Origin of the sequence: Streptomyces sp. NPDC051219, from assembly GCF_040682335.1 — a bacterium.
In the GTDB taxonomy this organism is placed as follows: Bacteria; Actinomycetota; Actinomycetes; order Streptomycetales; family Streptomycetaceae; genus Streptomyces.
This window is the reverse complement of record NZ_JBFBAS010000023.1, coordinates 76,999-93,214: the sequence shown is the minus strand read 5'-3', so window position 1 is coordinate 93,214 and position 16,216 is coordinate 76,999. Positions and strand designations below refer to the sequence as shown.

The 16,216-nt window shown below is 69.5% G+C and carries 17 protein-coding genes and 3 pseudogenes; 9 read left to right on the top strand and 11 right to left on the bottom strand.

The features are described 5' to 3' along the window. Positions 1-31 precede the first annotated feature (31 nt). Positions 32-1,411 (bottom strand): FAD-dependent oxidoreductase, encoded by a 1,380-nt coding sequence (locus tag AB0M62_RS24145; RefSeq protein ID WP_366076360.1) that lies wholly within the window; start codon positions 1,409-1,411, stop codon positions 32-34. A gap of 208 nt (positions 1,412-1,619) precedes the next feature. On the opposite strand from AB0M62_RS24145, the gene AB0M62_RS24140 reads away from it, so the two are divergent. Further along, positions 1,620-2,207, top strand: a complete 588-nt coding sequence (locus tag AB0M62_RS24140; protein ID WP_366076359.1) for a TetR family transcriptional regulator — start codon at positions 1,620-1,622, stop codon at positions 2,205-2,207. Between the two features lie 12 nt (positions 2,208-2,219). Here AB0M62_RS24140 and AB0M62_RS24135 read toward each other — a convergent pair whose 3' ends face one another. Further along, positions 2,220-3,386 carry a phospholipase D-like domain-containing protein gene (locus tag AB0M62_RS24135; protein ID WP_366076382.1) on the bottom strand — a complete coding sequence of 389 codons (1,167 nt, stop codon included), beginning with the start codon at positions 3,384-3,386 and terminating at the stop codon, positions 2,220-2,222. Between the two features lie 194 nt (positions 3,387-3,580). Here AB0M62_RS24135 and AB0M62_RS24130 point away from each other — a divergent pair, with 194 nt between their 5' ends. Beyond that, entirely contained in the window at positions 3,581-4,309 is a 729-nt protein-coding gene (locus tag AB0M62_RS24130) for a class I SAM-dependent methyltransferase (protein WP_366076358.1), read from the top strand. A gap of 126 nt (positions 4,310-4,435) precedes the next feature. On the opposite strand, the gene AB0M62_RS24125 is transcribed toward AB0M62_RS24130, so the two are convergent. Then, the gene (locus AB0M62_RS24125; RefSeq protein WP_366076357.1) at positions 4,436-5,089 is read right to left on the bottom strand and encodes a DUF4360 domain-containing protein; all 654 of its coding nucleotides are present in this window, start codon (positions 5,087-5,089) and stop codon (positions 4,436-4,438) included. 697 nt (positions 5,090-5,786) lie between these two features. Continuing rightward, entirely contained in the window at positions 5,787-6,734 is a 948-nt protein-coding gene (locus AB0M62_RS24120) for a DMT family transporter (RefSeq protein WP_366076356.1), read from the bottom strand. Between the two features lie 105 nt (positions 6,735-6,839). Between AB0M62_RS24120 and AB0M62_RS24115 the strand changes: the two genes are divergently transcribed. Further along, the gene (locus AB0M62_RS24115; protein WP_366076355.1) at positions 6,840-7,733 is read left to right on the top strand and encodes a LysR family transcriptional regulator; all 894 of its coding nucleotides are present in this window, start codon (positions 6,840-6,842) and stop codon (positions 7,731-7,733) included. A gap of 271 nt (positions 7,734-8,004) precedes the next feature. Here the strand turns inward: AB0M62_RS24115 and AB0M62_RS24110 are convergent. Next, positions 8,005-8,163, bottom strand: a pseudogene (locus AB0M62_RS24110) (MarR family transcriptional regulator); the annotation flags it as partial. Between AB0M62_RS24110 and AB0M62_RS24105 the strand changes: the two are divergent. The 3 genes and pseudogenes from AB0M62_RS24105 to AB0M62_RS24095 all read left to right on the top strand — a co-directional run. Continuing rightward, entirely contained in the window at positions 8,123-8,431 is a 309-nt protein-coding gene (locus AB0M62_RS24105) for a hypothetical protein (RefSeq protein WP_366076354.1), read from the top strand. The pseudogene AB0M62_RS24110 and the gene AB0M62_RS24105 overlap by 41 nt on opposite strands. Positions 8,432-8,530: 99 nt before the next feature. Next, positions 8,531-8,893, top strand: a complete 363-nt coding sequence (locus AB0M62_RS24100) for a cupin domain-containing protein (protein WP_366076353.1) — start codon at positions 8,531-8,533, stop codon at positions 8,891-8,893. 55 nt (positions 8,894-8,948) lie between these two features. Beyond that, a pseudogene (locus AB0M62_RS24095) lies at positions 8,949-9,089 on the top strand (sigma factor-like helix-turn-helix DNA-binding protein); the annotation flags it as partial. A gap of 11 nt (positions 9,090-9,100) precedes the next feature. On the opposite strand, the gene tgmB reads toward AB0M62_RS24095, so the two are convergent. The 3 genes from tgmB to AB0M62_RS24080 all read right to left on the bottom strand — a co-directional run bounded on the left by tgmB (position 9,101) and on the right by AB0M62_RS24080 (position 10,741). Continuing rightward, positions 9,101-10,027 carry an ATP-grasp ribosomal peptide maturase gene (gene tgmB, locus AB0M62_RS24090; protein ID WP_366076352.1) on the bottom strand — a complete coding sequence of 309 codons (927 nt, stop codon included), beginning with the start codon at positions 10,025-10,027 and terminating at the stop codon, positions 9,101-9,103. 16 nt (positions 10,028-10,043) lie between these two features. Continuing rightward, on the bottom strand, positions 10,044-10,235 hold the full coding sequence (gene tgmA, locus AB0M62_RS24085) for a putative ATP-grasp-modified RiPP (RefSeq protein ID WP_366076351.1): 192 nt from the start codon (positions 10,233-10,235) through the stop codon (positions 10,044-10,046). 71 nt (positions 10,236-10,306) lie between these two features. Continuing rightward, a complete protein-coding gene (locus tag AB0M62_RS24080; protein WP_366076350.1) occupies positions 10,307-10,741 on the bottom strand; it encodes a hypothetical protein in 435 nt (144 codons plus the stop codon). 186 nt (positions 10,742-10,927) lie between these two features. Here AB0M62_RS24080 and AB0M62_RS24075 point away from each other — a divergent pair. Together AB0M62_RS24075 and AB0M62_RS24070 are read left to right on the top strand one after the other, a co-directional pair. Continuing rightward, a pseudogene (locus AB0M62_RS24075) lies at positions 10,928-11,332 on the top strand (pentapeptide repeat-containing protein); the annotation flags it as partial. A 145-nt stretch (positions 11,333-11,477) separates the two neighbouring features. Continuing rightward, positions 11,478-12,710, top strand: a complete 1,233-nt coding sequence (locus AB0M62_RS24070; protein ID WP_366076349.1) for a GAF domain-containing SpoIIE family protein phosphatase — start codon at positions 11,478-11,480, stop codon at positions 12,708-12,710. Positions 12,711-12,769: 59 nt separating this feature from the next. Here the strand turns inward: AB0M62_RS24070 and AB0M62_RS24065 are convergent, their stop codons facing one another. Continuing rightward, positions 12,770-13,396 (bottom strand): helix-turn-helix domain-containing protein, encoded by a 627-nt coding sequence (locus AB0M62_RS24065; protein WP_366076348.1) that lies wholly within the window; start codon positions 13,394-13,396, stop codon positions 12,770-12,772. Between the two features lie 68 nt (positions 13,397-13,464). Between AB0M62_RS24065 and AB0M62_RS24060 the strand changes: the two genes are divergently transcribed. Then, positions 13,465-13,824 carry an STAS domain-containing protein gene (locus AB0M62_RS24060; protein WP_366076347.1) on the top strand — a complete coding sequence of 120 codons (360 nt, stop codon included), beginning with the start codon at positions 13,465-13,467 and terminating at the stop codon, positions 13,822-13,824. Between the two features lie 88 nt (positions 13,825-13,912). On the opposite strand, the gene AB0M62_RS24055 is transcribed toward AB0M62_RS24060, so the two are convergent. Together AB0M62_RS24055 and AB0M62_RS24050 are read right to left on the bottom strand one after the other, a co-directional pair. Next, the gene (locus tag AB0M62_RS24055) at positions 13,913-14,854 is read right to left on the bottom strand and encodes a carbohydrate ABC transporter permease (RefSeq protein ID WP_366076346.1); all 942 of its coding nucleotides are present in this window, start codon (positions 14,852-14,854) and stop codon (positions 13,913-13,915) included. Next, positions 14,851-16,209, bottom strand: a complete 1,359-nt coding sequence (locus AB0M62_RS24050) for an ABC transporter permease subunit (RefSeq protein ID WP_366076345.1) — start codon at positions 16,207-16,209, stop codon at positions 14,851-14,853. Before AB0M62_RS24050 ends, AB0M62_RS24055 begins: the two co-directional genes overlap by 4 nt. Between the last annotated feature and the right edge of the window lie 7 nt (positions 16,210-16,216).

Genomic DNA, 16,216 nt, shown 5'->3' with positions numbered 1-16,216 from the left:
CCGCCCGGACATGGCCCAGTGGCTCAGCCCGTCACGAGCGGCCCGTGGCCGGGTCCGTGCAGGCTTCGAGCATGGCATCCCGGTCCACGATCTTGACCCGCTCGCGCCCCTCGGCGGCTCCGAGCGCGCGTTCCGCCTCGTCGAGGCGGTGCCATCCGTCCCACGTCGTGTAACGGACGCCCCTGCCCTCGAGGTGGGCGACGACCGCTTCCTCGCCGGGGGCGGCGGGGGAGAGGAGGCGGTCGTTGCGGTGGTCGTCGAGCAGGCAGGCGACGGTCTCGTTCGCGTCCCCCTTCGTGTGGCCGATGAGACCGACCGGACCACGCTTGATCCAGCCCGTCACGTAGGTGGACCGGAGGTGCTTGCCTCCTTCGATGACGCGCCCGGCCTCGTGCGGCACGGTTCCGGTCAGGAAGTCGAAGGGAAGCTTGGCCGGCTCTGAGGACAGGTAACCGACGGCCCGGTAGACGGACTGGACGTTCCAGGTGCGCATCTCGCCCGTGCCCGTGACGTTGCCGGTGCCGTCGAGCCGCGTGCGCTCGGTGCGCAGTCCGGTGACCCTGCCGTCCTCGCCGAGGATTTCGGTCGGGGACTGGAAGAAGTGCAGGAAGAGCCTGTGCGGCCGGTCGCCCGGGTCCCGGATCGCCCAGTTCTCCAGGGTCGAGGCGACCATGTGCGCCTGCTTGTTGGCGCGCCGCGTGGCGGTGCTGCCCTCGTCGTAGTCGATGTCCTCGGGGTTGACGACGACTTCGATGGTCGGGGAGTGGTCGAGTTCGCGCAGCTCCATCGGGCTGAACTTCGCCTGGGCGGGGCCGCGCCGGCCGAACACATGGACTTCCACGGCCTGGTTGGCGGCCAGCCCCTGGTGGACGTTCGGGGGAATCTCGGTGGGGAGCAGTTCGTCGGCGGTCTTGGCGAGGATCCGGGCCACGTCCAGGGCGACGTTCCCGACCCCGAGCACGGCCACCTGCCGCGCGTGCAGCGGCCAGGTTCGGGGGACATCCGGGTGGCCGTCGTACCAGGAAACGAAGTCGGCGGCGCCGAACGAGCCGTCGAGGTCGATGCCGGGGATGTCCAGAACCCGGTCGGCGTCGGCACCGGTCGAGAAGATGACGGCGTCGTAGAACTCGTGTAGATCGTCGAGGCTGATGTCGTTGGGGTAGTCGACGTTTCCGAACAGCCGTATCTGCGGCTTGTCGAGGACCTGGTGGAGAGCCGTGACGATGCCCTTGATACGCGGGTGGTCGGGCGCGACGCCATACCGGATCAGGCCGAAGGGGGCCGGCAGCCGCTCGAAGAGGTCGATGGACACGCCGGGGTCGGCGGCGGCTTCGGACTTCAGCAGTGCGTCGGCGGCGTAGATGCCGGCAGGGCCGGCTCCGACGATCGCGACCCGCAGGGGTCGGGGCATGGATATGTTCCCTTCGAGCGGGCCGGAAGCTTGTCTCGTACGCCACCCTCACAAGATCCGGTCGGCGCTGGTAGCCGTCGGTCTTCTATGAGCCCATAAGCATGATCTATGGGTCGGCTCCTGGCGCCGGCGCGGGGTTGCAGTTGACGTACTCTGCCTGCAGTACTTCCGTGCCTTCTCGGGTGCGTCATGGTTGGGAGAACCCCTCGTGCGACAGAATCCGGCCCGGCGCACCGCGCTGCTCGACGCGGCCATCGAAGTCCTCGCCCGCGAGGGCTCCCGGGGCCTGACGCTGCGCGCGGTGGACGGTGAGGCGGGTGTGCCCACCGGCACGACGTCGAACTACTTCGCCAACCGCGCGGACCTGCTGGCGCAGGTCATGCACCGCACCCGCGAACGCCTCACCCCCGACGAGACCGAGCTGGCCGAGACCATGCGGGCACCGCGTTCCGCGGAGATGACGGCGACACTGCTGCGCCAGCTCGTGGACCGCATGCGCCGGGAACGCAGTACCCACCTGGCCATGCTGGAGCTGCGGCTGGAGGCCACCCGCCGCCCGGAACTGCACGCCGAACTGACGAGCTTCTTCAGCGACCAGCTGGAGGGCAACATCCACTTCCACCTCGAAGCGGGGCTGCCCGGCGACCGCACCGGCGTCGTGCTGCTCTACCTGGCGATGCTCGGCCTGATCGTGGACGACCTCACCGCGCCCGGTCTGCTGGACCCGTACCCCCTCGACGACCTGATCGCCACCATGGTGGAACGGCTCCTGCCGACGGACAACCCTGCCACCTGAGCGCCGGGCGGGTCAGAGGAACCGGCGGATCGGGAGGACGGCGGCTTCCCGGGCCCGCTGAATGACGGAACGCCGCTTCCAGCGGCCCCCGGCGATCTGCTCACTCACGGCCAGATCGTCGTCGAAGTGGCGGTCCAGCGCAGCGGTGAACTCCTCGTCCAGGACCGCGAGCATCACTTCTTCGTCGTGGTCGAGAGAGCGGCGGTTGAAGTTGGTCGAGCCGATCAGCGCCGCGATCCGGTCCATGGTGACGACCTTGGCGTGCATCATCGTCGGCTGGTACTGGAAGATCTTCACACCACAGGCGATGAGATCCTCGTAGAAGTGCTGGCCGGCCAGCTGGCACACCCGCTTGTCGGTGTGCGGACCCGGCAGCAGTATCTCCACCGCGACGCCGCGCCGCGCGGTCGCACAGAGCAGCTCGATGAAGTAAGCGTCGGGGGCGAAGTAAGCGGTGGCCAGCCGGACCCGCTCCTCGGCGGACTCCAGGACGACCCGCATCAGGGTCTGCATGTCCTGCCAGCCGAAGCTCGCCGAGCCGCGCACCACCTGCACGATCGCGCCGCCCTGCGGGCGGTGGTCGACGAAGCGGTCGCGGTGGTCGAACAGTTCCTCGTGGCACTCGGCCCAGTTCTGCGCGAACGCGGCGGCGATCCCGTCGACGGCCGGGCCCCTCACCTTTACGTGCGTGTCCCGCCACTCGTGCTCGTTGCGGGCGTTGCCGCACCATTCCTCGGCGATCCCCACCCCGCCGGTGAACGCCACGCTCTCGTCCACCACGAGCACCTTGCGGTGGCAGCGATGGTTCTGCTTGAACGGGGACAGGTACAGCGGCCTGCGGAACCACGCCACCTTCACCCCGGCTCGCTCCATGGCCGCCAACTGCTCCTTCTCGATCAGCCGACTGCCGAAGCCGTCCAGCAGCAGCCGTACCCGCACGCCCGCGAGGGCCCGGTCGGCCAGTGCCTCCGCGAACTGTCGGGCTATGTCTCCGCGCCAGTACACGAAGGTCATCATGTCGACCGTGTGCTCGGCGGAACGGATCTCCGCCAGCATCGCGGCAAAGATCTCGTCCCCGTTACGCAAAGGAAGCAGGGCGTTGCCCTCGGTCGCGGCAATCCCGATCAACCGCTCCAGGCGACGGCGTATGCGCGCCGTGTGGTCGACCGACGACGGCATGGCCGGGGCGTCGGGCGTACGGGGACTCCGAGCGGGCGGCTGATGCGTGCTCGTCATGGCGTCACCTTGCTCGGGGTGGGACCGGCTCGACTCCCGGCGCCCTCTCGACCGGCACCAGCAGCCATTTGTCGAACGGGATCCTAGCTCGCGGAACTCCGCGCACATCATGGCCCCGGGCCGCTAGGCTGGCTGCGATGTTCACCCCGCTCGGCCCCACCCTCCGCGAACTCGCCGTGCAGGCGCTGTCCTCCATCGAGCGCGGCTACGACCTGCTCGCACCGAAGTTCGACGAGACCCCGTTCCGGACCCCGGACCATGTGCTGGACGCCGTGACGGGCGCGCTCCGGCAGCTCGGGCCGTTCGACACCGGACTCGACATCTGCTGCGGTACCGGCGCCGGCGTAGGAGTGCTGCGGCAGGTGTGCGGGGAGCGAGTTGTGGGAGCGGATTTCAGCGCGGGCATGCTCGAGGCGGGCCGGTCCGCGCTCCCGGAGGGGGCCGGGGCGCCCGTGGTGGACTGGGTGCGGGCCGACGCCCTGGCCCTTCCCTTCGCCCCGGTCTTCGATGTGGGCGTGAGCCTGGGGGCGTTCGGCCACTTCCTGGCGAAGGAGCGGCCCGAGCTGTTCGCCCAGGTGTACGCGTCGCTCCGGCCGGGCGGCATGTTTGTCTTCCCCGTGGGCGCACCGCCCCGGACCGGCTCGCGGGCCTACTGGGCGCAGGTGGGCTTCGACGCGGTGATGCGCGTGCGCAATGCGCTGTGGCGGCCGTCGTTCGTCATGTACTACCGCACGTTCCGGCTCCCGGACGTACTGGCCGAGCTGGCGCACGCCGGGTTCGCGGTGGAGTTCCTGCCTCTGACGGAGCTAGGCCTGCGGCCGGACGGCGGGCCCCGCTGCCGCCTGGTGGTGGCGCGGCGCCCGTAATGGGCCGGCCAGGGGTGAGGCTCGATTCCGGGGGGCTCGGAACCGCGCCCCACCCCCGCACTCAGGCGCGCCGTTTGCCTGAATGCGTCAAGGGGCCGTCGGAAAGAAATACGGCCCGCGCATGCGTTACGCCGGGTCGGGGCATTCCTTCCACGCAAGGTGGTAGATGGTGCTGATGCCGGCGTCCGTCGAGTCCATCGTCATGAAGCTCGTCGTCTTCTTCGGGTCGGACGTGCCGGCACTTACGCGCAGTTCTGTGTTGATGTTGAAGTTGCGCTTCTCGCCGCACGGTGCCCACACCAGCGCGCCGACCTCGGTCTCGTCGGACGTCTGCCAGTTGTCGTTGTACGGACCCTTGAACGGGTGCGTTTTCTGGACCGTCTGCGGCATGCCCTGGAAGTAGTAGTTCGCCTTCTCCTGGGCGGTCGCGCCTTTCTCCAGGTACGCGTATCCGCGGTAGTCCGCCCTTGCGATGGCGTAGGTGAAGCCCTGCGGAACGTGCACACGGAGATTGAGCTGGCAGTTCTTGCGGAAGTCCGTCGGAGAGGCGCCCACGCCCACCTGGGCGAGGTAGTCGCTGTACGTCACGGTGAACGCGGTGTTGTCGGGGGCCACGGCGACGGCGGCGGTCCCCTCGGGACAGCCCGATCCGTTCACGGTTGCGAGTTCGATCACGATCTTGTCGGGCGGCGCCACGATGGTCGTGGGTGAGCTCTGCGCGGACGTCGCCGAGGCGAATAACGCCGCGACTGCGCCGCCGACAGCCAGAGTTCTGCGCATGGGTGTTCTCCATTGTGAAGGTAAAGCGGGGGACTTGCCGAGATGGCGCGCATATCTCAGCACCATGCAACGGAGTTGTGAAGAGGGCCTCCCCGGGTTCGCGGTGCGGACGCCCGAGTCCGGCGTCATCCGGCCGAATCCGTGATCGGCCGGAATAGATCTCCAAAGAGCCCCGCATTATCAGGAGGACATGCGCACCGCATGCGCTGTGAAGAACATGTAGTTGAATCCGTGCCGTCGCCCATGGCCCAGGTCCGGTCCGTGATGTGCCCGGTTCCGTCGGTTGTGGTGGTGAGTCCGGTGGCCGGCGCTTCAATGTCGATGGATTCCATCACGGCGATGAAGAAGTGACGGGGGAAGCCGCCGACGAGGGCTGCCGCGTCCGTTCGGCGTACGCCGACCGAGGCCGCTCCACTGCATCACCAAATCCGGCCTCGTTGAGCGTGTGTGCTGCGGCTGCCGGCCGATCAGCGCGTTTTCGCCGGCAGCCGGCTGCCGGGCGCAGTCCGAACAGGCGACTGATCGCCGCATGGCACGCGCACGCGCTGTGTGGGTGGCCGCCGGGCTGCCCGTCTCCGCTCCCGGCGCCGACATCTTCGACGCGATCCGAGCGGTACCCGCACGGATTCGGTCTGTTGCCTGGCGCGACAGATCTGGCTTCTTTTTTCCGGCTGCAGGCACCGTTCGACGGACCACATCAGCGAAGGTGCGGCAACTCCGGCCGCGCTCCGGGGGCGTCAGTCGCAACAGGTGTGAGGGAGGGCGTCCGTTTCCGCCACCGGGTAAGGCCCACGCCGACCAGTACCACGACCATGCCCGCGACAATCCGGAGACCGATCTCCTCGCCCAGCGCGATCGCCCCCAGCGTCACGGACACCACCGGCAGCAGATACCCGACCGTCGCGGCGTTGGTCGCGCCTTCGTCTGCGATCAGGCGGTAGTTGAGGGCGAAGGTGAACCCGGTGCCGAAGACGCCCAGGACGGCGACAGCGATCAGGGCCGCCGGAGTGATCCCGGAGGTCACCGGCCCGGCTGCGGGCAGGGCCAGCGTACTCAGCCCCGTGGCGGTGAGCAGTTGGGCGGCGGAGAGGGCGAGGGGAGTGGTGCCGGTCCCCACGAGCTTGCGGCCCATGTAGGCGAACGCGACGGCGTAACTCGCCGCCGCCGCGAGGATGGTCAGAGCCCCCCAGCTCACCAGCCCCGTCTGCTGCCATGGCGCGAAGATCAGGAGCGTGCCCGCAAACCCGAGCACGAGCCCCGCAAGGCGGATCGGGTGAGAGCTGCGTTCCGCGCCGATCGCGAGACCGATCAGCAGCGACCACAGTGGCGTCGTCGCGTTCAGTACGCCCGCAACTCCGGAGTCGACGGTCTGCTCACCGATGCTGAACAGGGCGAACGGCAGGGCGTTGCAGAAGAACGCGGCGACCACGAGATGCCCCCAGGTCGCGCGGCCACGCGGGAGGCGCTGACGGGCCGAGCGGCACAGGATCAGCAGCACGGCCGCGCCGAGCGCGCAGCGGGTGACGGTGATGTGCAGAGGGGGGAGGCCGTTGTTCAGGGCCACCTTGATCCAGAGGAAGCCCGATCCCCACAGCAGGGCCAGCAGGCCCATGCGTACCAGGGTTCCCCGTCCGCCACTGAACATACTGAACACAGTTGGCCCTTCTGTTCGCTCCGTTGCTTGCACGGTGCCTGAGCCAACCTGACAGGACAAGTGAAAAGACCTGCATGCACTGTTAACCTCTGCTACATGCTTGATGTGCGACGTATGCAGGTGCTGCGGGCCGTGGTGACCAGTGGTTCGGTGACCGCGGCAGCGAGGAATCTCGGGTACACGCCGTCCGCCGTCAGTCAGCAGGTGGCGGCGCTGGAGAAGCAGGCCGGAGTCGCGTTGCTCGAACGCGTCGGCCGGGGCGTACAGCCGACCGCGGCGGGGCGCCTGCTCACCGAGCATGCGGCCGCCATCGGCAAACAGGTCGCCGAAGCGGAGACGGCGCTGGCCGACCTGCGGGCCGGGCGCACGGGGCATCTGTCGATCCGTTACTTCGCCACCGCCGGCGCCGCGCTGGTGGCGCCCGCGCTGGCGCGACTGCGCCGCGACCACCCGGGCGTGCGGGTCGACCTCAAGCTGATCGACCCCGAGGACCCGCTGCCCGAGGTCAAACAGGGCCGGGCCGATCTGGCCATCGTGGTCCGACCGGGAGGCGGGCACAGTGAAGGCATCCGTCTCGTCCACCTGCTCGACGACCCGTACCGGGCGGTGCTGCCACGGGGCCACCGGCTCGCGGTGAAACGGGTGCTGGATCTGGCCGATCTCGCCGACGAGCCGTGGGTCGGTAACGAGTGGCCGGCGGGCCCCTGCCTCGAAGTGGTACTGGATGCCTGCGCCGCGGCGGGGTTCAGCCCGAACTTCGTGGTGGAGAGCGAGGACTACGCCACGGCGCAGGGGTTCGTGGCGGCCGGTCTCGGCATCAGCCTGATGCCGCGCATGGGTCTGGGAAATCGCCACCCCGGCGTCGTGGTGCGCAAGGTCCGCAAACCGCAGCCGATCAGGCCGATCTGCGCGGCGGTGCGCGAGTCCTCACCGGCGGAGCCCGCGCTGCGCGGGCTGCTCGACGCGCTCCGGGAGGCGGCGGCGCAGTGACCCCACCGGCAACGTGACCACGCTGCGGTGTCCGAGCGGCACCGTTCCGGCATCGCCGAGGGACCGCGGCGGCGGGTAATTCGGGTAATCGGGCCGGATCGCGTACGACTGCCGGGACCCGGTGGCCCCGGAAACAGGGCCTCCGTGACCACTCGGCCGCCTACGCTTTCGGCCGCTCAGAAGACGCTGCTGCGCATGGATATTCGCTCCTTGTTCCGATCGGACTGACGAAATCTGCGGTCGGCCGGGGCCGGTTGATCCTTCGTCTGGGGCCTTCGCCGGTGAGTGCGACGTGGACGGCGCGGCCGTCCGCTTCGCTCGGGGTGCGCGACACCAGGCCGCGGCTTTCGAGGCGGTCCAGACGCTGGGTGACGGCTCCCGAGGTGACCATGGCCGTCCGCATCAGGTCGGCGGGGGGCAGGCGGTACGGAGGCCCGCTTCCTCGGCCTGCTCAGCCCGGTCGTCACACCGGCCTCGGCTGGCTCGCGCTCGGTCAGGAACTCACCGCTGCACAGTCCCTGGGCGGACTCGTCGTCCTCGCCGCACTCGTCGCGGGCCGCGTGCTGATCGACCAGGCCCTGCCCGACCACATCGCCAACGAGAACCGGCTGCTCGGAGCACTCCGCACGACCGAGCGCGACGCCCTGGCCGACGCGCTGCGGAATCTCCTCGAATCGCTCGGCGACACCACGGACTGACCGCCGCCACCGCCCTGTTCCGCTCCTGCGGCGTCCCGGCCGGTCGGGCGCCATGATGGAGAGGACGGGTTCTTCCATCCGCGGAGGGAGCGGAACGTCATGCTTGAGATCAAGAACGTCAGAGAAGCCGACGAGAGCCGCGATTTCCCCAAAGGACACCTCGACGTCGTCAGCCTGCCCGGAATGAACTTCGGCGTGGCGAAGTTCGAGCCGGGCTGGCGCTGGTCGGAGTCGGTACGTCCGCTGGCCGGGACGGACAGCTGCCAGTTCTCGCACATCGGATATGTGGCCCAGGGGCGCCTGCATGTCCTGATGGACGACGGCACGGAGAACGAGGCCGGCCCGGGCGACCTCTTCGTGTGCTCACCGGGGCACGACGCCTGGGTGGTGGGGGACGAGACGGCCCTGGTCTATGACATGGCCGGCGAAATGACGGACTACGCCAAGCCGCAGAACGCCTGACACCGTCCAAGCCCGAATCCGGCCCGTACGCCGAAGGGAAGGAGCATCTGGCACGCAGGTCGCGCTCACGCGCCGGCTGCTGGGAGGACTCACCACCGCGGAGATCGCCCACGCCTTCCTGGTGCCGGAGGCGACCATGGCCCAGCGACTCGTACGGGCCAAGGGCAAGATCCGCGACGCGCGGATCCCCTACCGGGTTTCGGTGGCCTAAGGGGCGGTGCCGGCCAGCCACGATGCGACGCTCCGGGCGATGGGCTGCCCGGTGTGGAGCTCGACGAACCCGAACTGGCCGCCCTGGTTGCATTCCAGGAACCACCAGGTGCCTTCGGTGTCCTCGGCGAAGTCGAACGCGGCGTACGCCAGCCCGGCGAGGCCCGTGTACTCGTGGACGGCGCGGGTGATGCGGTCGGGGATCTCTGTGGGCTCCCAGGCCCCGGCCGTGTCGTAGCGGCCGTCGACCTGGCCGCGCGTGGCAGCCTTCCGGGCGGCGAAGAGCCGGCCGCCCACACTGGTCAGGCGGATGTCCGCCTGCTTCGGGATGTACTGCTGAAGGAGCGTAGGGCCTGCGGTGACTGCCGTGAAGTCGGTGTCCGGGGCCAGACGCGTGGTGGGCAGGGTGGTCGGCTGATCGTCGCGCGGCGGGCCGGTGGCGGACTTCACCACGATGTCCCGGTACTGGGCGGCGAACTGACGGGCGATCCGCGGAAACGTCGTGATCAGGGTGGGCGGTACCGCGAACCCGCTGCGGTGGGCGGCATGCAGCTGCCACGGCTTGAACCGGGCCTGTGCGGCCGCGCAGGGATGGTTCATCCACCGCGCGCCGGTGGAGTACAGCGTTCCGTAGAGGGCCTGCCCCGCTTCGGCGGTGAGCCATGCCGACGGGTCGGGGGCGTGGGCCGCGGGCTCGCCCGGCCTGCGGATCCAGACCGAGCGCAGGGCGCTCATGCTCAACAGCCGCCCGCCGACCGTCAGGTGGCCGTGGAAGTCGCCGCGGACGTACTCGCCCGAGAGGGCCACCTCGCCGGGGAGATCCGCGGGGTCCAGGCGTACCAGCGGGACACCGCGTTCGTGGAGCTCGGCCACGACCATGTCCGCGGTCACATCCTGTTTACAGGTCAGGATCAGCACAGTCATCGGTGCGCCGGGGAGGTCAGTCGTCGAAGTGTGTCTTGGAGCCGGCCGTGGAGGCGGTGGCGCCGGCCGCCAGGAGTACGGCCCGGTCGCTGATCGCGGGACGTCCGTCGGGCAGAACGTTCAACTGCAGTGTGGAGTCATAGGCGTAGGAGCTGATGGCCGGTGAGTCCTCTGCCGGAAGTGCGTAGTTCAGCGCGAACGGTCGCATGCTTCTCCTCCAGTGCCCCGTGGTGTGCTTTGACCACACAGGTAACAGTACGTATCGAGGACGTAATGGTCTCAGTACGTACCGTCACAACAGGGGCTCGGTGGGGTGAAGACGGTCACACCACCCCTTGCGGGGACGCGCGCCCTGCAGGCACCCTTCCCCGCCGGCGCCGTACGTGAGAAACGCAGCGTCGCGTTGGGCGTGCACACATCCAGTCGGCCGGAAAAGAACCGGCTGTGTGCCCGCCCCTCGCCCAGAAGGCGGCCACCCTGCCCCGTCAGCCGGAACCGAGGCTTCCCGAACGACGCTCCGGCCACCAGATCCACCCCGAGTACGGGCGTGCCCGTCAGGTCCTCGACGGCGTAGCTGTGCGTGCCTCGCTCGTACAGCCGCGCGAGCACGGGGCCGTCGGCAGCGGAGAGGACCATCTTCGGCCCGTGATGGGCGCGCAGCAGCGATCGCCTGGGCTCGGCCAGGACCACCGGGGAAAGGCTGAACAACTCCACGGCCGCGCTCCCTCACCGTCGCCGTGCCACGTCCGGGAGAGTCTCACGGCGCCCCCGGTTTTGCGATGGGGTGTGCGGAAGCCGGTCACGTTCTGTCGCGTCCGGTCGGAGAGAATGGGACGCGTCAGGAGCGCGGCGCGAAGCGGCACGCACCATGTACCAGGAGATCAAGTACGTTGTCCCGGAAGGATCGACGAGCTCACGCGCAGCAGTGCCGAAACGCTCGCGGAGGCGGACGTGGCGGCGCTCCGCGAGGAGGTCAACGTCCTGCTGCTGCGCGTGGGCGAATTCGTGCGGGCACGCGTCCCGGGCAGGAAGAAGAACTACCGGGGAGCCGATCTCATCGGCGCCGAGCTCAAGGGAGCCGCCCTTCGGGGCGCCAATCTCCGCGGCGCCTGTCTCATCGCCGCCGATCTCAGGGGTGCCGACCTGCGAGCGGCCGATCTGATCGGGGCCGCCTTCCGGGACGCGGATCTGCGCGGCGCCGACCTCACCGGGAGCATTTTCCTCACCCAGTCCCAGCTCAACGCCGCCAAGGGCGACGCCACCACCCGGCTGCCCCTCTCTCTCGACCGCCCCGCCCACTGGAGTCTGGGCCGTAATGGGTGGAAATGCCCTTCTCCTGCTGAAATAGCTGCATCAGCGCTGAACCACAGAGGCGGCGCGCAGTGTCGTGGAGGCTGCCCTGTCGAACCGGGAAGGCGAGCAAGCGCGGATTCTGGCGCGGCTCCGAGCGATGGAACACGCCGCCGAGCGGATCGGTACCACCCTCGACGAGCGTGCGACCTGTCTGGAGCTCACGCGGTTTCTCTGCCCCCGGCTGTGCGACGCCGCAGCGGTCGACCTCCTCGACAAGGACGCCGCGGCGGAGCGCTCCGCGTCTCCCCACGCCCCGCACAGGCGCGCCGCGACGGCGGGCCAGGTACACCTGCTGGACACAGAGGTGACGAAGCACGGCGCAGCGGAAGCGGGGTCCGCGGCCCCGGAACCTGCCCCGACGGTATCGGTGCGGGCGCTGGACGAGGGGCATCCGATCATCTCCACGGCGGCCGTGTCCGACGGAGTCGCCCTGGCGGCTGTCTCGGTGCCACTGCTCGCCCACGGCCGGATCTACGGCGTCCTGCTCGCCGTCCGTAAGGGCGGTACGTTCACCGACCACGAGACCGCGACCATTCACTACGCGGCACGCTTGGCGGCGGTCCACGTCGGACACGCCCGCCGGCACGCCGAGGCGCAGGCCACCGCCCTGAACCTCCAGCGGGCGCTGCTCGCCGAACCGGGCCGGCCGCATCCCAATCTCGCACTCGCCACCCGCTACCTGCCCTCGGGCTCCACCGCGCTCGTCGGAGGTGACTGGTTCGAGACCGTACGGCTGCACTACGGCCGGACACTGCTTGTGATGGGGGACGTGATGGGACACGGTATCGATGCCGCGGTCGACATGAACGCCTACCGCTCCATGCTCCGCTATGTGGCCTCGACAGATCTGCCACCCCACCGGGTGCTGCGCCAACTCGACGCCGCCGTGTCCGAGGAGGGGGTCCGGCGTCCCGCGACCTGCCTGCTCGTCCGCGTCGATCCCGCGCGCGGAATCGCCGCGTTCGCGAGCGCGGGCCATCTGCCTCCCGTGGTGTTCACGAGCGAGGGCACCGCCGACGTGCTGCACGTCCCCGTGGGGCCGCCCCTGGGTACAGGGCTGGGCGGCTACGAACTGGTCACCCGCGACCTCTCGTCCGCCGAAACGCTGCTGATGTTCACCGACGGCCTGGTCGAGCGGCGCGGAGAGGACATCGACGAGTCTCTCTCCCGGCTGGCCCGGCTACGGATGCCTGCCGGAGCCGGTGTGGACGAGATCCTGGACGAGGTGCTGGCCCGCCTCGACGCGCTGCACGCCGAGGACGACGTCGCTGTCCTCGCGGCACGCGTCCGCCCTCGCCCGGGCTCTCAACAGGCCGGCCCCGCGGGCTGAACCACGCCGCCGTGCCCGCCGCCCGCGGATTCCGTACCGTCCCACCGTATCCGGACGGATCAGTCGCCGACGGCACCGTCCGCGCCGCGGCGGTGCCGGCCGATGAGGTCGCGGGCCATCGCCTGAGCCCGGGAGGCGGCGTCCATGTCGCCCTCGGTCGCGGAGACGATCGAGCCCTTCATCAGGATGTGCCAGGACCGGGCAAAGGAATCGGTGTCCTCGAGGCCGGCCTCCTCGGCCAGGCCCCGCACCATGGAGCGGATGTTGTCGAGGTACTGGATGCTGGCCTGGCCGAGGGGGTGCTCGGGCCGCATCTCGAGGAGCACGTTGATGAACGCGCAGGCGTCGAAGTCGGTACGGCGGAACCAGTCGCCGAACACATCGAAGATCGCCAGGAGCTGTTCCTCGGCAGTGCTCCCACGCCGCCTGGCCTCGGCTTCCACCAGCCCGAGTGTCCAGCGTTCCTCACGCATCTGCAGGAACGCCAGCGCCAGATCGTTCTTCGAGGGGAAGTGCCGGTACAGGGTCGCTTTGGCCACTCCGGAACGGGCGATCACCTCGTCCACGCCGACGTCCCGGATCCCGCGCTGGGAGAAGAGCGCGTAGGCCGTGTTCAGAATGCGTTCGCGGGGCTGCTCGCGGGGCAACAGTGCCGGTGCTTCCGGTGCCGACTTCTCGCTGGTCATCACTGCCCCGTGCGTAGGCCTGTCGTCCGTCGATGGACAGATTGGTCTGTCCCTGCCATGGTAAAGGCATGTCGCGAAGGACAGACCTGTCTGACTCGGACTGCTCGTACGGCCTGGACGTCCGCACCCGACTGAGCGGCGGCAGCGCCGTTTTGACGCCGTGCGGGGAGATCGACCATGAGTCCGTCCGGGTTCTGGACGCGGCCCTGGAAGCCCTGTCGGCCGATACGCACAATGTCGTGCTGAACATGGCTGAAGTGGCCTTCATGGACTCGGCCGGACTGCACTTCCTGGAGCGGCTGAACGACTTCGCCGACCGGCGCGGGGTGGCGGTGGCGGCTGTAAACTGGCTCCGCCAGCCCCGCCGCCTGCTGGAACTGGGCCGCAGCCTGCCGTCGGCACTGACCAGCGCCGGCAGCCTGGTCTGACACATCCGCCCCGCCGCCCCGTCCCGCCTCGCCGTCCGCGCCCCTGTCGCCGGCCGTACCGGGCCCGCCACCGGTCCCGTTTCTTCCGTTACTTGACCGAGCCGGCCATCACCCCCTGGACGAAGTGCCGTTGGAAGGCGAAGAAGACGACCACCGGCACGACCAGGGACAGGAACGCGCCCGGCGCGAGTACGCCGAAGTTGCTGCCGAACTGCCGCATCTCGGACTGGAGCGCGACGGTGAGCGGCTGGGCGTCGCTGTCCGCGAAGAGGAGTGCGACGAGCATGTCGTTCCAGACCCAGAGGAACTGGAAGATGGCCAGGCTCGCGAGAGCGGGCCGCCCCAGTGGCAGGACCAGCCGGGAGAAGATCCGCCACTCGCCGCCGCCGTCCATCCGGGCGGCTTCCAGCATTTCGCGGGGGATCTCTGCGAAGTAGTTGCGCAGCAGGAAGATCGCGAAGGGCAGCCCGTACGCGACGTGGAAGAGGACCACGCCCGGGATGGTGCCGAACAGGCCGAGGGAGCCGAACAGTTTGGCCACCGGCAGCAGGCCGATCTGGACCGGCACCACGAGGAGCCCGACCACGACCAGGAAGATCGTGTCGCGGCCGGGGAATTCCAGCCAGGCGAAGGCGTATCCGGCCAGCGCCGCGATTCCGACGACCAGGACGGTGGTCGGCACCGAGATCAGTACGGTGTTCCAGAAGGCGCGGGTGATGCCCGAGTCCTGGAGCAGCACGGTGTAGTTGTCCAGCGACAGTCGCCCTGGATCGGTGAGTGCCGTCCACCAGCCCGTGGCCGCGTTGTCCCCTTCGGAGCGCATCGAGGAGAGGAACAGCCCGGCCAGCGGGGTGACCCAGACGAGGGCGACCACGATCAGGACAGCCTGTACCAGCCCGTTGCCGAGCCATCGGGCCAGGAGGCCCGGAGCACGCCGGCGCGGGGGCGGCGACGGGGTGGCGACGCGACCTGGGGATGCGGCCGCGGGCACGGATGACGGATTGCGCTCGATGGTGCTGTGACCGCTCATTTTCCGCTCCCTCGGAAGCGCCGTACGTTGAAGACCATGGCGGGAACGACCAGCAGGAGCAGCAGCACGCTGAGGGCGCTCCCGAGTCCCTGGTTGTTGCCGCCGCCGAAGGACACCAGCCACATCCGGGTCGCCAGTACGCCGGCCTCTTCCTGCACCGGCCCCGGAGCGATGATGTAGACGAGGTCGAACACCTTCATCACATTGATCACCAGGGTCACGAAGACCACCGTCAGCACCGGAGCGAGCAGCGGCACCGTGATCTTCCGGAAGATCTGCCACTCCGTGGCGCCGTCCATCCGGGCCGCCTCCAGGGTGTCCCGCGGCAGCGCGGCCAGTCCCGCGCCGATCAGCACCATCGAGAAGCCGGTCCAGATCCAGAGATAGGCGCCGATGACGGCCGGCGTCACCAGAGCGGGTCCGAGCCAGGAGACCCCTTCGTAGGGGGCGGCGAAATTCTCACCGGGCAGCCGCACCGTGTACGAACCGGCTTGCAGAGCGGGGAAGTTGAACGATCCGTCTTTGGCCGTCGTGGCTGTGGCGGCCACCCGGCCGTCCCTGACCGCCTCGACCGTCATGCCCGGCAGGCCCTTCTCGGCCGGGTCCACCTTGCCCGCCGTGCCGCCTCCGCCCGGTGTGAAGTCGAGGTAGACCACTCCGCCGACGGCGTCCCCGGCGGGCGGGGCGGCGGCCGCGGACCGGGCGGGGCGGGCGTCGGCGGGCATCTTGTCCGGCGCCACTCCCACGAAGCCGAGGCTGACCGACTGCCCTGGCCGGACCGTGTCGCCGGTGCGGTACGCACCACCCGCGTCCCCGGTCAGGCCCTGGTTCTCCCGGGCCCGGGCGGTGGGGTAGGCGGACCGGTCGTTGAACGCATCGTGTACGCCGACGACCACCGCGTTGAGTACGCCCCGGTTCGGGTCCTGCTCGTAGGCGAGCCGGAAGATGATTCCGGCCGCGAGGAACGAGACGGCCATCGGCAGGAAGAGTACGAGCTTGAACGCAGTTGCCCAGCGCACTTTCTCGGTGAGAACGGCGAGAACCAGGCCCAGTCCCGTCAGCAGGACCGGGGCGACGACCACCCAGATGGTGCTGTTGCGAATCGCCTTGAGCGTCGCGGGATCCCTGAATATCTCGGCGTAGTTCTCGCCGCCGACGAAACGGTCGCCGCTCGCGTCGAAGAGGCTGCGTCCGAGGGAGAACAGCACGGGGTAGACGACGAGCGCGCCGAGCAGCAGCAGGGCGGGCAGAACGAACAGCACCGCGATGTTCCGCTTCCTGCGCTGGGCCCGCCGGCGGGGGTTGACGTCCCGCGACACGGCGGCGGGAGCGGGGGCGGATGTGGTGACAGCCATGGTGTGG

Excerpts from the sequence above, each read along its gene's own strand:
- AB0M62_RS24130 (WP_366076358.1), top strand. The coding sequence starts at position 3,581 with ATGTTCACCCCGCTCGGCCCCACCCTCCGCGAACTCGCCGTGCAGGCG.
- AB0M62_RS24065 (WP_366076348.1), bottom strand. The coding sequence starts at position 13,396 with ATGACCAGCGAGAAGTCGGCACCGGAAGCACCGGCACTGTTGCCCCGC.
- tgmA (WP_366076351.1), bottom strand. The coding sequence starts at position 10,235 with ATGCGACCGTTCGCGCTGAACTACGCACTTCCGGCAGAGGACTCACCG.
- AB0M62_RS24135 (WP_366076382.1), bottom strand. The coding sequence starts at position 3,386 with ATGCCGTCGTCGGTCGACCACACGGCGCGCATACGCCGTCGCCTGGAG.
- AB0M62_RS24125 (WP_366076357.1), bottom strand. The coding sequence starts at position 5,089 with ATGCGCAGAACTCTGGCTGTCGGCGGCGCAGTCGCGGCGTTATTCGCC.
- AB0M62_RS24055 (WP_366076346.1), bottom strand. The coding sequence starts at position 14,854 with ATGAGCGGTCACAGCACCATCGAGCGCAATCCGTCATCCGTGCCCGCG.
- tgmB (WP_366076352.1), bottom strand. The coding sequence starts at position 10,027 with ATGACTGTGCTGATCCTGACCTGTAAACAGGATGTGACCGCGGACATG.
- AB0M62_RS24100 (WP_366076353.1), top strand. The coding sequence starts at position 8,531 with ATGCTTGAGATCAAGAACGTCAGAGAAGCCGACGAGAGCCGCGATTTC.
- AB0M62_RS24145 (WP_366076360.1), bottom strand. The coding sequence starts at position 1,411 with ATGCCCCGACCCCTGCGGGTCGCGATCGTCGGAGCCGGCCCTGCCGGC.
- AB0M62_RS24070 (WP_366076349.1), top strand. The coding sequence starts at position 11,478 with ATGGAACACGCCGCCGAGCGGATCGGTACCACCCTCGACGAGCGTGCG.
- AB0M62_RS24120 (WP_366076356.1), bottom strand. The coding sequence starts at position 6,734 with ATGTTCAGTGGCGGACGGGGAACCCTGGTACGCATGGGCCTGCTGGCC.
- AB0M62_RS24050 (WP_366076345.1), bottom strand. The coding sequence starts at position 16,209 with ATGGCTGTCACCACATCCGCCCCCGCTCCCGCCGCCGTGTCGCGGGAC.
- AB0M62_RS24105 (WP_366076354.1), top strand. The coding sequence starts at position 8,123 with ATGGCCGTCCGCATCAGGTCGGCGGGGGGCAGGCGGTACGGAGGCCCG.
- AB0M62_RS24060 (WP_366076347.1), top strand. The coding sequence starts at position 13,465 with ATGTCGCGAAGGACAGACCTGTCTGACTCGGACTGCTCGTACGGCCTG.
- AB0M62_RS24115 (WP_366076355.1), top strand. The coding sequence starts at position 6,840 with ATGCTTGATGTGCGACGTATGCAGGTGCTGCGGGCCGTGGTGACCAGT.